The organism is Actinomadura sp. K4S16, from assembly GCF_008327685.1.
In the GTDB taxonomy this organism is placed as follows: Bacteria; Actinomycetota; Actinomycetes; order Streptosporangiales; family Streptosporangiaceae; genus Spirillospora.
In genome coordinates, this window is the sequence record NZ_BDDE01000019.1 from 163,013 (window position 1) to 177,413 (window position 14,401).

Annotated in this window: 7 protein-coding genes and 1 pseudogene; 1 reads left to right on the forward strand and 7 read right to left on the reverse strand. The window is 73.1% G+C overall.

Annotation, left to right across the window (positions count from 1 at the left end; all coding sequences use genetic code 11):
* Positions 1–10 precede the first annotated feature (10 nt).
* The 7 genes and pseudogenes from K4S16_RS30880 to K4S16_RS46995 all read right to left on the reverse strand — a co-directional run.
* Complete coding sequence (locus K4S16_RS30880; protein ID WP_149262593.1) at positions 11–1,231, reverse strand: TIGR02679 family protein; 1,221 nt, start codon at positions 1,229–1,231, stop codon at positions 11–13.
* On the reverse strand, positions 1,228–5,292 hold the full coding sequence (locus tag K4S16_RS30885) for a TIGR02680 family protein (RefSeq protein ID WP_235037181.1): 4,065 nt from the start codon (positions 5,290–5,292) through the stop codon (positions 1,228–1,230). Before K4S16_RS30885 ends, K4S16_RS30880 begins: the two co-directional genes overlap by 4 nt.
* The gene (locus K4S16_RS30890; RefSeq protein WP_149262594.1) at positions 5,289–6,455 is read right to left on the reverse strand and encodes a TIGR02678 family protein; all 1,167 of its coding nucleotides are present in this window, start codon (positions 6,453–6,455) and stop codon (positions 5,289–5,291) included. Before K4S16_RS30890 ends, K4S16_RS30885 begins: the two co-directional genes overlap by 4 nt.
* Entirely contained in the window at positions 6,452–7,999 is a 1,548-nt protein-coding gene (locus tag K4S16_RS30895; protein ID WP_235037182.1) for a TIGR02677 family protein, read from the reverse strand. Before K4S16_RS30895 ends, K4S16_RS30890 begins: the two co-directional genes overlap by 4 nt.
* Positions 8,000–8,022: 23 nt before the next feature.
* Positions 8,023–9,153, reverse strand: a complete 1,131-nt coding sequence (locus tag K4S16_RS30900; RefSeq protein ID WP_200842214.1) for a phosphodiester glycosidase family protein — start codon at positions 9,151–9,153, stop codon at positions 8,023–8,025.
* A 670-nt stretch (positions 9,154–9,823) separates the two neighbouring features.
* The gene (locus K4S16_RS30905) at positions 9,824–12,703 is read right to left on the reverse strand and encodes a tetratricopeptide repeat protein (protein WP_235037183.1); all 2,880 of its coding nucleotides are present in this window, start codon (positions 12,701–12,703) and stop codon (positions 9,824–9,826) included.
* A 57-nt stretch (positions 12,704–12,760) separates the two neighbouring features.
* Positions 12,761–13,084: pseudogene (locus tag K4S16_RS46995) on the reverse strand (winged helix-turn-helix domain-containing protein); the annotation flags it as partial.
* A 95-nt stretch (positions 13,085–13,179) separates the two neighbouring features.
* On the opposite strand from K4S16_RS46995, the gene K4S16_RS30910 reads away from it, so the two are divergent.
* Positions 13,180–14,388 carry a hypothetical protein gene (locus K4S16_RS30910; protein WP_149262597.1) on the forward strand — a complete coding sequence of 403 codons (1,209 nt, stop codon included), beginning with the start codon at positions 13,180–13,182 and terminating at the stop codon, positions 14,386–14,388.
* Positions 14,389–14,401: the final 13 nt, after the last annotated feature.

The following is a 14,401-nucleotide window of genomic DNA, read 5'->3' on the forward strand; positions in this document are numbered from 1 at the left end:
GTCAGTACCGTCAGGGGGCCAGGTCGGTGAGGAGGTCGGCGAGAACCTGCTCTTCCTCCACGCGGACGGCGCGGTCCCTCATCGCGGTGGCCAGGGACGGGTCCCAGGGGGTCGGGACGGGACGGCCCGCCAGGGGCGTGTCCGAGGCTGCCTTGAGGTAGGCGGACGCGTCGTAGCGCCAGGGGCGCCAGCCGATGCGGGTGTGGACGGCGGCGGCGATGGCGATGCCGCCCCAGTCGAAGTCGCCGTGGTAGGCGAACTCGGCGCCGCCTTCAGCGAGGAGTTCGAGCAGGCGCCAGACCGCTGTTGACGGACGGCCGTTGCAGCAGACGAGCGGCGGGCAGGCGGAACCCAGCGCGTCGGCCGCGGCGGCCACCACGACCGGGTTCTCGCAGATGCGGACGAGGTCTGCCCGTATGGGAGCCATGTGGCGGCGTAGTTGGCGGAGGGTGAGCGACACGGGTTCGCCGCGCATGGCGGCGAGCATGCGGCCCAAGGGGGTGTGCGCGTCGCCGGGCAGGCCCAGGCACAGGACGGTCGAGGAGAGCTCGTCCAGGTGCACGCCCACGGCCGCCCAGGTTTCCCGGCGGGACTCGGCGCCGCCGTCCGCGCGGAACGGCCGGCCGGCGAGGGCGCGGGCGGACGAGAGGGCCAGTGTGGCGAGCGGGCCGTCGTCCAGTGCATGGGCTTGCCCGCAGGTCTCGGCGGCGAACTGGCCGAGGGGAATGTCCGGGGACGGCAGGCGGCGCACCACGGCGGCGAGGCGGTGGAGCACGTCCGCGGCTTCGGCGGGGCCGGACGTCAGGCGCCGGACGAGGCCGGTCGCGTCCAACCAGGCGCGCCATTCGGCCAGTTCGGGGCGGGAGGCGAGGGCCTCGTCCAGCGGGGCGAAGGCGTCCCGCCACGCGGCGGCGAGCGCGGCGTTCTCGCGGGCCAGATCGCGGACGGGGCCGTCCAGGAGTTCGACGGCGGTGGCCAGGCCGTCCGGGGACGCTCCGCTGGCGCGCAGGACGCGGTCGACCTCGGAGAGCGATACCGACAGCGACGTTCCGGTGCCCGCGCGGCGGCCGAGCAGCAGTTCGGCCGCGCGGCGTTCGGCCGACGTGGCCTCCGCCAGGGTCACTTTCCCCGTGAGCGGCGCGCCGCGTTCCAGACGGGAGCGGACGCGCTGCACCAGCCATGCGGTGTCCGGCCCGCCGAGCAGGCGGCGTAGGCGGTCGGCGTCCGTCATTCGAAGATGCCCGCCTGCCCGGTCGCCGGTTCCGGGGCGGGCAGGTCGGCGCGGGTGCGTTCGCGGCCGTCCCAGCGCCACGGTGTCACGAGGACCGCGTCGATGCCGTCGCGGCGGGACAGCTGGCAGATCGACAGGCCCGGCACCTGCGGATAGCAGCCCCATTCGCGTTCGCTCGTCATGACCACGTCCATGTCGAAGGTGGCGAGCAGGCCGAGGCATTTGGCGCGGGAGTCGTCGTCCACGCCCGCGAACGCCTCGTCCAGGGCGACGAGGCGGGGCGCGTGGGGGTTGCCGGCCGACTTGTAGTGCGCGGACGCGGCCGCGAAGAGGGGGACCGAAGCGGCCAGCACCCGTTCGCCGCCCGACGCGGGGCCGGTCGCGGGGCGCCACTGGCCGTCCTGGAGGCGCTGGATCGTGAACGCGTGCCACGACCGGTAGTCCAGCGCACGGGTGAGCTGCTCGGTCCAGCCGGACGCCGGGTTGTCGGCGTGCTCGCGCGCGATCTGGTCCTGCAAGAACCGGCCGACTGCGGCGCGGTCGTCGATCGACCAGGCGTCGATGGTCTGCCGCAGCTTCTCCCGGACGCGGTCGAGGCCCTCGGGGGCGTCCTTCGCGGGCCTCCAGACGAGCCGCAGCCGCATCCCGGTGGACGTCGGGCGAGAGGTCAGCTCGGCGTTCATCTCCCGCACCTCGTCCTCGGCGGCGGCGATGAGCTCCTGGAGGGTGCCCGCGACCTCGTTCAGCAGGTGGTTCTCCAGGATCTCCCGCTCGCGGGCCGACAGGAGGCGGGCGCGCTGCTCCGTCTCGGCTTCGAGCGCCTCCGCGAGCTTGGGGACGTCGCGGGTGCGGCCCTGGAAGAGCACGTCCACGACCATGATCCCGTCGTGCACGGTGAGGCCGACCGAGTGCCCGTGCCGGGACATCGCGTCCGACAGCAGCTTGTGCTCCTCGGAGACCCGCTTCTGGACGCGGTCCCACGGGCCGTCGCCGTCGTCCACCGCGTCGAGTTCGGTGTTGACGGCGCGGGCCAGGAGGACGGCGGGGTTGGGCGCCCACTCCTCGGACGGGTCCGGGACGTCCAGGGCGGGCACGGCCACGGCCAGCAGGCCGGTCGCGGCGAACGCGCGGAACTCCGCCACCGCCCTGTCGCGGACCTCGGCCGCCTCGGTGATCTGCTCGCGCAGCCTGTCGCGGGCCTCCTCGGCCTTGCCGCGTTCCGCGACCGCCGACCGCTCCCGGTCGCGGACCCGCGACTCGGCGCCCGCCCGGTCGGTGAGGGCCCGCTTGACCTCCTCCAACCGCCGGAACAGCTCGTCGACGGCGGCGCCCGCCGTCTCGACCAGCGCCCGGTGCGCCTCGGCGGCGGCATCGGCCTGCCCGCGCGCCTCCGCGGCCTCCTCCGCCGCCTCCGCCAGCCGTTCCCGGACGCGCGCGAGTTCGCCCGCCGCCTCCTGCGCCGACTCCCTCGCGGCCAGCAGGGTCCGCGCGGCGGGCCACAGCTCCGCCAGCGCCATCCGGTAGCCGCCCACCGCCTCGCGCACCCGCGCCAGCTCCGGTCCGCCATCGGGCAGGCCGACGTCGGAGGCGAACTCGGCGGCCCGTTCCGCCGCCGCCGAGACCTCCTCGCGGCGCCGTGCCACGGCCTCTTCCGCGCGCGCGTGCTCGTCGTCGAGTTCCCGCCGCCTGCGGTGCTCGCCGGCGAGCCGGACGTGGGCCTCGCGCAGTGCGGTGTCGCGGGGAACGGCCCGGTGCTCGGCGGCCAGCGTCTCCCGCCGCGCCGCCAACCTGTCCAGCTCCACGCCCAGCGCCGCGATCCGGGACCGGGTTTCGGTGAGGTCGGCGCGGAGCCGTGCGATCCGGGCGCGGCGGGCGGCCTCGCGGGCGCCTTCGCCGATGAAGTCGGCGCTGTCCTTGCGCCAGGAGCCGCCGAGGACGCCGTTCGCCCACCGGCCGTCCACCGCGACCCACGTCCGCGTGCCCGGACCGAGCCCCAGCCCGGTGAGGACGGCGTGCACCGCGTCGGCGGTGAGCGCGGCGGCCCGCGGGTCGGCGCGGTCGATCGCGGGACGCAGGACCAGGGCGCATGACGGCCCCTGGACGGCCTCCCCGGTCAGCACGAACGTGTCGTCCGTGCCGAGCAGTGCGCCGTCGGGGGTCACCCAAGCGTCGAGGATGCCGGAGGCCTCCAGCGCGGCCTCCAGCCCGGCGCGGTGGTCGGCGGGCACCGTCTCGGCGAAGTCGACGACCTTCCACAGCGGCGCGCCCGGCCGGCCCTCCCGTTCGGCGGTGCGCGTGTACGGGACGGGCGGCGCGTCGTGCCCGCCCGCCTCCAGCCGCCCGATCTCCTCCAGCAGCGAAGTCTCGCTTGCGCGTTCGGCCCGCAGCCGGGACTCCGCGTCCGCGACCCGGCCGCCCAGCGCAGCCGTGGCCTCGCGGGCGGCGTCGTCCACGGCGGTCACCGCGGGATTGCGCCCGTCGGCGGTCTCGGCCCACTCCTCCAGCGTCGCGAGGACCGTGTCGGGGTCGTCCACCCGGATCTCGGTCAGCCCCGCAAGGTAGGTGACGTAGGCGTCCAGCAGGTCCGCCGCACCCGCCCGCGTCTCCGCGTCCGCCGCGGAGATCCGCTCGGCCGCGGCCTGCAGTTCGCCGACCAGCCGTTCCGCCTCGGCGGTCGCGGTCTCCAGCAGGGTCCGCGCGGCGGTGACCGCCGCCATCAGCCGGTCGAGTTCGGTGAGGGCGCGGGAGCGGTCGTCGGCCAGCGCGCCGGTCGCGCGGCGCGCCTCCGTGAGGCCGGCCTCCCAGCCGTCCATGGCAGACGCGTGCGCCGGGCCGCATCCAGCGGCCGCAGCCAGAGCCGCCGAATCGTCCCGGACGGTGCCGAAGGACGACTCGGCCTCGTCCGCCCGCGACCGCGTCGTCTCGGCTCTGGCCTGCTTGCGCGCGGCCTCGCCGGACAATTCGTCGCGGTCGCGTTCCCGCGCCTTCGCGTGCGCGTCTCGGCGGCGGGCCTCCTCGCCCATCTGCTCGATGCGCTCGGCTTCGCGCATCTCAGGACTGGCCTCCAGCGCCTGCCGGTGCGCCTCCAGCCGGGTCTTGTCCGCGGCCAGCCCGTCCAGGAGCCCCGCCACCTCGGTCAACTCGGTCTCGGCGGCCGCGAACCGCGTCTCGGCCTCGGCGAGTTCACGGTTGAGGTGCTCGTACCTGCTCTGCGTGAGGCGGGGACCGGCGGCCTTCCGCTTCGCGGCGATCCGGCCATACCGGGTGTAGTGCCCGAGGAAGTCCGTCGCCGCCTTGTGCGCCTCCTCCAGGGCGCGCAGCGCGTCCCGCTCCTCGTCCAGGCCCCGGAACGCCTCCGCGACCGTCGTGATCAGCGCCGGGCTGAGCGGCGGCAGCGCCTCCGTCAGCGCCCGCGACAGCAGCCGCTCGTCCGGCTTCTTCGACAGCTGCGGCTGCCTGAGCTGGATCAGCAGGTTGACCAGCGCCTCGTAGCGGTGCTCGCCCAGCCCGAACAGCGCGTCGTCCACGGCCCGCCGGTAGTCCGACGCCCGGTCGTAGACGATGCCGTGGCCGTCCACTGCTTCACGGAGCTTCTCCCGGGTCAGCGACACACCGGTCTCCGAGACGAGGGAGAGGCCGGCGCCGACCCGCTGCGCGGTGACGAAGAACCAGTGCCGGACGATGCCGCGGTCCTTCACCGCCTTCAGCCCGCAGCCGAGCGTCCGGTATTCCGGCGTCCCGTCCGGGTGGAGCCGGCCGAACTCCAGCCACGTGTAGCCGAGCCGCTCCGGATGCGGGTGCTTCCCGCCGAGCAGCAGGTTCCACTCCATCCGCTTCTGCCGGTCGCCGTCCGGCTCGACGCGGTGCGGGGACAGCTCACCGTCCAGCAGGAAGGGCAGCGTCAGCGCCAGCACCTTCGACTTGCCGGTGCCGTTGTTGCCGCGCAGCAGCAGCCGCCCGTCATGGAACCGGAACTCCTCGACGTCGTAGTAGAACATGTCGACCAGCCCGGCGCGCAGCGGCTTCCAGCGCTCCGACGTCGGCAGGGGCGCCTGTGTCACCTTTCCGCCTTTCCTCTGTCGCGGATGGTCGGCTCATCGACGGCGTACCGCGCTATCGCGGGACGCGCCAGGACCCGTCCGTCCGGCCGCGCCTCCACCAGCCGCAGCGCCACCAGCTTTCCGAGCGCGATGTCCAGGAGTTCGGACTCGGCGCCCGGCTCGGTCACGCCCTTGCGCCAGAACGATCTGTGCCGCGCCGCCGCGTCCCGGACGAAGGACTCCAGCTCGTCGCGCCCGGCCTCGGAGCGTTCGGCGAGGTACTCGGCGACCAGCAGTGTCACGTGGCCGTCGGTGCGCTGCTCGGGCATCCGCACGTCGGTCAGTTCGTCGTCCGGATCGACCATGGCGATTCCCTCCGCCCGCAGCTCGGGCACGAGACCCGTCGCCTCCTCGATCCGGCGGGTGATCGCGACGCGCTGGGAGACGAGGTAGCCGCGCTCGGCGTCGTCCAGGTCGCCGTAGTACACCACCGGGTCCTCCAGCAGCCGGCGCGTCAGGCGGTGCCGCAGTGCCCGGTTGCGCAGCTCGTCGGTGTCGGGGACGGGCTCGTCGGTCAGCTCGGCGAGCCGCTCCTCGAACCCCGCCGCGGCGACCGTGGACGGCCCGCGCGCCCCGGTCAGCAGCGACGCGAGGACGATCCGGCGCACGTCGTACAGGACGTCCCCGGACGCCGACAGGTACGACTCCTCGTCGCCGGAAACCCGCCGCAGCACGCCCCAGCCGAGCAGCAGCCGCACCACGGCGACCAGGTCGGCGCGCTCCGCCCGGCTGTCCAGGGTGAACGGGAACGCCAGGTCCGGCTCGGCGGCGGCGTTCAGCACCTCCTCGGCGAGCCGGCCGAGCGTCGTCTGCGCGTCGGCGCGCTCCAGCACCGCCAGCGCCAGGCACAGCACGACGTAGCGGCGCCGCCCGAACGGCTCGCCGGCCTTGCCGCGCACCGGATGCGTCCCGTCGTCGAGCGTCGGCGCCGTCTTGAACAGCCGGGCCGTCTCGGCGTCCACCTGTAGGCGCCAGCCCGTCTCCCGGTTCAGCCAGTCCCGCAGCTCCGACTGGTGCCGGCGGACGAGGACGAGGTCCTCCGGATCGGACTCGACCGTCAGCAGCGGGCGCTTCAGCAGCGCCCGAAGCGCCGACCGTCGCCGCGCGAGGTCGTCGTCGCTCACGCGCCCGCCCCGCTCAGGTCGGTGATCTCGATGATGTGCTCGGGGCCGGTGAGCACGCCGTCCTTGGTCACGATCCGGATCTCGCCGCCGTCCGGGACGAGCGACAGCCGCACCTCCATCGACCCGTCCCCGGTGAGGGCCTTCACCTCCGTCTCGCCCGGCAGCCGCGCCGCCAGCGCGTCCCCCAGCAGCGCCAGGAACAGGCGGAACGCCCGCGGGTCCAGGACGCCCAGCTCCGACAGCCGCACCGGGCCGCCGGTCCGCAGCCGTGCCCGTGCCGCCGCGGTCTCCGCCGCCTCGCGGTCGGCGCGCTCGCGGAGCAGCCGGCGCAGTTCCGACCGGTCCTGGACGCGGTTGGGCTTTCCGCGCCGCTCGTAGGAGCCGGTCCGGCGCAGCTGCGGCGAGATCCGCACCGGCGGCGCCTCCGCCCACGGCAGCCCCTGCGGGGCCTCCTCTTCCCACGCCGCCACGGTCGCCGCGGTGACGGTCAGGTGCCGCGCGGAGGTCAGCCCGAACGCCGTCCGCCACAACCGGTGCATCGCCTCCTCGTCCGGCGCCTCGGCGAACCAGCGGGCCAGTGCCCGGAAGTCGGCGGACCGGTCCGACCGGCCCGAGCGCCGCTCGTTCAGCAGCCCCACCGTGTCCACCAACTGCTTGATCGCGGTCACCGCCGACTGCCGGAGCAGCCGCGCCTGCGACGGCCGTGCCGTCCCGCCGGACACGAACCAGTCGCGCAGGCCCCGCCACCGGTTGCGCCACGACTCCAGCGCCGCGCCCTCGGCGCGGCCGTACGCCTCGGCGGCGTCCGCGCCCTCCGGGACGGCGTCGGACGCCTCGCGCCGCGCCGCCACCGCCAGCAGCCGTTCGTGGCCGCGCGACTCCACCTCGGCCAGCAGCGCCGCGATCCGGGCGCCCGAGTTGGCGAGGTCGGCGATGAACCGGTTGATGTAGTCGATGAGCCGCTCCTTGTAGGCGATGAACCCCTCCACGTCGCCGTCGGAGAAGTCGATCGCCCGGCGCAGCGAGGCCATGAACGCCTGCGCGTTGTCGGCCAGCGAGGAGAACCGCTCGGCCAGCGCCAGCAGCAGCAGATGGGCCTTGGCCGGATCCGGGTCGGGCTCGCCGGCCAGTGCCGCCAGGGCGGCGAGCTGGTCGGCGATGTCGGCCAGCGCCACCGACTGCAGGACGCCGCGCTGCCCGATCGCCTCCTCGTAGAACGCGATGGCCTGCTCGGCGGCGTGCCCGGCCGGGGTCAGCTGGAACAGGAACCGTTTGCGGTGGAAGTCCTCGACGGTCGTGACGCGGCCGGTGTCGGCGTCGGCGCGCAGGTTGCCCCATTCGACGAGCTTGTCCAGCGCCTGGGCGAGCTGTTCGTCGGTGTCGCGGCGCAGCTCCGCGGCCACGTCCTCGGGACGCAGGTGGACGATGAAGCGCTCCTTGGCCCGCGCGAACGAGCGCAGCACGTCCCGGTAGAGGGGGGCGTTGGGCGCGCTGAGATGCGCGAAGGGCAGTGGTCCGTCCGGCCCCGAGTCCAGATCCGTCACCGCACCATTGTGGGGTCTCGGGGTTAGGGGAGCCGTCCGTTCGGTCCGTCGGGGCCGGACCCGGACGGACGGCCCGCGAAGGAGGGGAAGGCGCCTATGCCGTTGGCGACCGCGCGTTCCGTTCCGTCCGACGGGTTGTTGCGGACGGTCACGGAGCCCTCGCCGGGGGAGCGCGCGACGAAGGTCGACGAGCCGCCGCCGTCGAGGTTCACGCCGTCGTCGGCGCCCGCCTTGTCCAGGAGGGACGCCAGTTCGGGGATGGTCGCGCCGCCGCTCAGCACGGACCTGCCGTCCACCACGACGAGGTAGACGTGCCGGCCGTCGCGGCTCACCCCGGCGGCCGTGCGCGGCGCCGGGCCGGCGGTGCCCAGGCCGTCCAGCGGCCTGCCGTCCCGCAGGATCGGGAACCCGCCCACGGCGAACCGGAAGCGGACCGGCCCGGTGAAGCGGTAGGAGACCCGCACCCGGTCGCCCGGCTTGAGCCGGCGCAGCGCGTCGGCGCCCTTCTCCCGCCCGACGAGCACGGTCGTGCCGGCCGGGATCGCGCCGCCGCCCACCGTGCCTGACACCCCCGTCACCACGCCCCGCCGCACGGTCGCCTCGGCGGTGTTCGTGCTGCACGGGTCGCTTCGCACCTGGTCGGTCCCGCACACCGCACGCTGCCGCGACACCTCGCCCCACTCGGGGCCGAACGCCCCGACGCCGCCGACCGGAAGCGCGTACTGATTGAGGCCGCGCAGGGCGATGGACGTCCCGCCGGAACGGACGGTCCCGGTCAGGTGCAGGCGGGCCATGTGTCCGCGCCTGTCGTCGCCGACCCCGATGACGTCCTCGGTGGACGTCCCGGGCGGCAGCGCGGGCCCGAACCGCTGCCCGTCCGGCACGGCCCCCTTGAGCGGACGGCCGCCATCGACCTCCGGCCCGGACGACGACCCCGTGGGCACCACCCCGGGATGGGTCTCGCTGATGTTGAAGAAGTCGCCGTTCACCCCGGCCACGGCGTGCTGCGCGTCCGCCATGGCCGACACCGTCCGCCGCGCGGCGACCACGGGCGGCCGCAGAAGCCCGACCTCGGCCTTCCGCAGATCGACGTCCAGCAGATCCCCGGCAACAGCCCCGCCAACTCCGGACGTCTCAAACGTCCGGAACGTCACGCCAGAGGCAAGTTGCTCCGAGGAGGTGAAGCGCACCTCCCCGATCCCGGCCGAAGACGGCAGCCCCCGCACCCGCCCGTCCGGCCGCTCCCCCGACCCGGCCCCGTCAACCCCAGGCGCCGGCCCCACCTCACCCCGCGCGGGCACTCCTCCGACCCCCGCCACCAGGACCGCCGCCACCCAACCGGCCACCCACCTACGCACCATCTGCCCGCCCTTCTCCCGACCACAGTCCATTGATCATGACGCGGGGACGGTGAAAGGCGGGCCGCCAGCGCGCTAACATTCGATGCAGCTTTGTTCGACGCGTTCGATGGACGTGGCAGCGAGCCACCCGACACGACAATCGGGCGAGGCCGCCTCTTGCGACCCCACCCGATGCGCTACTGGGTGACTCAGGTCATGTGCACGGAGGAAGCGGCGTGGGCCACCTCCGTGAGGAGGACCCAAAGGGTAGCGGTCAGCGGAAATATCAGAAGGCGTTTCATCTTTGAAAGCCCTATCTTCTCGAGCGAATCCAACGGATCCGCGGGTCTTTCCGTAAGTATAAGGGCCGACGGGGGTCGTCGCTGACTAATCAGCAAGCCGAGTGGTCAATCCATATATGTTAGTTATGTCGGATTCGTGTGCGACGCATGTCACATTGCTAAGCGAGTGCGTGGATCGAGCTTTATGTCCCAATTGCCTCGTCGAGGCGGCGTAGGCGGGATCGGAGGTCCTCGGCCTCGGGCAGGTCCAGGGACTCGAAAATTCGAGCGGCCTCCTGCCAGTGCTCCCGGGTCTTGTCCCGGCCCTCGACGTGCAGGTAGGCCGTGCCGAGGCTCTCCAGCGCCTTGCCGATCTCGTACGGCACGCCGATGCGGGCGGCGAGGTCGCCGGCCCGCTGGAGGTGTTCGATGGCGGCCGGATACCGGCCCGAGGCCATCAGCGTCTCGCCCAGGTGTCGGAGGGCGAGCGTCTCCTCGTATCGCTCGTTGATCGACTGCGATATGGCCAGTGCCCGCTCGTGATGGACGAGAGCCTCGCCGTACCGACCGGTAATATGGAATGTGGCGCCAATGCCGATCAGAGTCTCGACCTGGGTTCGCCGGTCGCCCAGTTCCATCGTCAGGGCGAGTGCCTTTCGATAGTGCTCCAGAGCTCTCTCGTGGTCGCTGGTATGTCTGCTGACATTGCCCAGGTTGATGAGCATGATGGCCTGGTTCTGGCGTCCGAGTTCCGCTGCCGCGGCGGCCGTCCGCCCGTAGTAGTCCACCGCCTTGTCGACCGCGCCCATACGCAGCATGAGATCGCCCATGTTGTTGAGCGCCATCGTCCGGTCGCGCGGATCCTCGATCTCGGTGAATAGGGCCAATGCCTGAAGGCGCAGTTGTTCGGCCTCCCGGTATCGCCCCATGTATTCGAGGTATATCGCGCTGTAGTCGAGATTCTTCGCCTCGCCGCGGCGGTCGCCTAACGATCGGTGGATGGCGAGCGCTTCCTCACCGTGGGCGAGCGCCTCGGGGAAGCGGGAGAGGTGCCAGTAAATGAGGCCCATGCGATCGAGGATGTCCGCCTCACCGTGTCGCTCACCTGCCGACCGGAAGACCGCCAAGGCCCGCTCGGCGTCCTCCAGTGCGCTGTCGTACTCGCCGCTGCGGAACCGGACGAGACTGCGGTCCGACAGCGCGCGGGCGAGCCCTGGCCCGTCGTCGCTGTCGCGGACGGCGATGATCGCGCGTGAGTGGAGCCGTTCCGCCACCTCCCAGAGCCCCTCCGACTCCAGGTATCCCGCGAGCACCCGCGCGAACCCGGCGACGTGGCCGGGCAGCCCCGCGCGCTCGGCTTCGGCGGCGGCGTTGAGCAGGCAGTGGTACTCGGCGACGAACCATGCGGTGGCCTCCGCCTCGTCTCGTGGCGAAGGAAGTTCTGGGGGCGTGTGGACCAGCCGCAGGTCGTGCACGGCCTGATGCGGGGAGATCAGCCGGTCCGCTTGCTCGGCCGCGGCGAGGTAGAAGTCCAGGATGCGACGGACGATCCGGCGGCGCTCCTCCTCCGGGTCGGTCTCGCGGGTGAGGCGGCGGACGTAGTCGTGCACGAGGTCGTGGAAGCGGTATCGGCCGCTGACCGGCTCAGTGATCAGATGGCGGTCGAAGAGTTCCTCCAGGATCCGCTCGGCCTCCCGGACCGGGCGTCCGAGCGCCGCCGCAGCCGCATGCGCCGTCACGTCGGGTCCGGGATGCAGCCCGAACGCCCGGAAGGCGTTCCGCAGCGGCTCGGGAAGCCCGAGGTAGGAGACCTCGAACACGGTCGTGATCTCGCGTCCCTCGTCCCGCACCTCGTCCAGTCGGCGGTCGTCGGGGGACAACCGGGCGAGGAGGTCGCGGGTGGTCCAGGCGCGGCGGTGCCGTAGCCGGCTCGCCACCATGCCCACCGCGAGCGGCAGCCGCCCGCAGAGTTCGACCACCTCCCTGACCTCGTCCCCGGCCTCCGCGCGTCCGGCTCCCGCGATGCCGGTGAACAGGGCCGCCGCGTCCCGAACCGGCGGCATCTCCAAAGACAGCGGCCAGGAGTCGTGCAGCCCGGTCAGTCGCCGGCGGCTGGTCACGATCACGAGGCATCCGGCGGACGCGGGCAGCAGCGGCCTGACCTGCTCGTGGCTCGCGGCGTCGTCCAGGACGAGGATCGCGCGGCTCGCCGCCAGCTGGGACCGCCACAGCGCGGCGCGCTCGTCCAGCGCCCGGGGAACGCGGGTCGCCGGAAGCCCGATCATGCGGAGCAGCGTGTCGAGAGCGTCCGCGGGGTCGAGCGGCTTCTGCCCGGGGTCGTGCGCGTGCAGGGACAGGAACATCTGTCCGTCGGGGAAGTATTCGGCCAGGCGGTGTGCGAGGCGGACGGCCAGCACCGTCTTGCCGACGCCCGGCATTCCGTCGATGGTGATGACGGTCACCGTGGAGGCGCCCGCGGACCCGCCCTCCCCGACGGCCGGCACCATGTCCATGAGCTGCCGGAGCTCTTCGTCGCGTCCGACGAACACACGCGGGTCGTGGGGCAGCGTGTGCGGAGACCAGTCGACGCTCAGCTGGGTGCCCGGGACCCGCAGAAGTGCGGGGTCGGACCGCAGGATCCGCTGCTGGAGCTGTCGCAGCCCCGGGCCCGGCTCCGTCCCGGACTCCTCCACGAGACGGCTGTGAGTACGCCGGTACACCTCCAGTGCCTCGGCCTGGCGACCGCACCTGTAGAGGGCCATCATCAGCTGTGCGACCGGCCGCTGGTCCTGCGGGTGCCGGTCGGTGAGGTCCGACAGCTCTCGAACGACATCGGTGTGGTTGCCGCGCTGGAGTTCGAGATCGATGCGGTCGAGGGCGGCGGCGAGCAGCTCCTCCTCCAGATTGCGGCGGGCGCGCTCGGCCCAGTCGCCGGTGAGGTCGGCGAGCGGCTCGGCGCGGCAAAGCGCGGCGGCCTGGCGGTGGTGGTCCAGGGCGTACTCGTCGTCGCCGCTCTCGGCGATGGCACGTGCCTGGTCGCGCAGCAGCCGGAACCGGTACAGGTCGATCGACTCGTCCGCCACATCGATTTGGTAGGAGCCCTGTCGCGACACCAGGGCCACGCCCTCCGCGCCTTCGAGCCGATTCCGCAAACGCGCCATATAGGAGTGGAGACCTTGCCGGGCTTTCGCGGGAGGGGTATCGCCCCATACCCGGCGTATGAGATTCTCAGTGGGAACGGGTTGCCGCGGAGTCAGCAGGAGCGCGGCCAGCACGCATCGCTCCTTGGTCGTTCCGAGGTCGCGCCGCTGGCCGTCGATCCACAGCTCAACGGGGCCTAAGACGCGGAACTCCACCCGGCGCCCCTTTGTGGAAATGTCCTCCTGAGTCGATTTTTGCACCAAGCGCCCGGCATGGCCAGGGTTCTGGTCATAGTTCACATGGCCACCAGGGGACGTCCCCACTTTACAAGTCAGGCCGACTGCAAGTTTTCGTCAAGTTCCCCGATCGACACTCGATTCCGGAAGGCGGGTCATTTCGATCCGCGACGGAGGAACGGATGACGACATCCGAGGTCGAAGGGGGTTCCTTGACGGGGCCGATGGGTTTCGAATGGCGCCGGGCGCTCAACCGGTTCGATCCTGGCTGGTGGGGCGGACTGGGGGATCGGCGCACGGTGCTGGTGGCGGTGGGCTCGCCCGAAATGGGGCAGCCCGTCCTGGACGCGGCCCGGCTCGCGGACGCCGATCCGCGGCTGCGGGTGCTCTTCACGGCGCCGCCCGGGCCGTCCGAGGCGGCGATCGACGCGCTGCTCCGAGGCGCGGGGACCGTGCCGCTGCCCTGGCGCGAGGCGCAGTCCGGCGATTTCGCCCTGGTCGTCGCGGCATCCCCGGCGCTCGGGCACGGGCCCTCGGCGCCGACGCTCGTGCTTCCGGGGACGGGCGCGGATCGCGCACCGCGCCCAGCGGGCCGGAGAGAGCATGGGGCGCCAATGGTCCTCGCGTGCGCCCACGAGATGGATCGCCCCAAGCCGGCCGAGGTCGGGGTGGAGACGCAAGTGGTGGTCGTCGGCGACTCCGTCCACGACCGGATCGTCGCGAGCCTCCCGTTCCGGGACTTCTACCGGCGCGCCCTGGGGGTGGGCCGGCATCGCAAACTCGTCGTCGTTGCGCTCCCTGCCATCGGCGCCTCGGGCCGTTGCCGGGTTGTCCGCTGCGGTTCGGGGACTCTCGTGCAGCGCCTGCTCACGGAACTACCCCCCGAGGGCTTCCAGGTCCTCGGTCTCTACGGGCCTGGGCCCCAGCCGTGTACCGGCGGACCCAGCGCAACCGACCTGCGGAACGGTCTGGGACTCCTGCCACCGGACGCGGACTGGCGCGCCGCTCTCGTCGCCGCCGACTGGATCATCGGCGCGCCCGGCCCGGTGACCCGGTACGGCACGATCACCGGCGTCCCGGTGGTGATCAGCGGCGGCCCGCCTCGCGCGGGGGCGCCTCCCTCGGCCGCGCCGATCCCGGGCGGCGTCCGGCTGGTGGCGCACCGTCCGGTCCTGGAGCAGCTGACCGAGGCGGCGGCGCGATGGAGGCCGGAGCGCGTCCGGGCGGTGGTCCGGCGGATCACCTCGGAGCCGGGGCGGTTCGACCGCGCCGTGCGCCGCACGATGTACAGGCTCCTGCGCCTCCCGCAGCCTGCCACGATCCCCGTCGCGGAGCCGGTCTCGCCGCCGTTCCGCATCGAATGCCCGGCCGACCGTCCGATCGACGTGTGACAGGGAGGCTGGC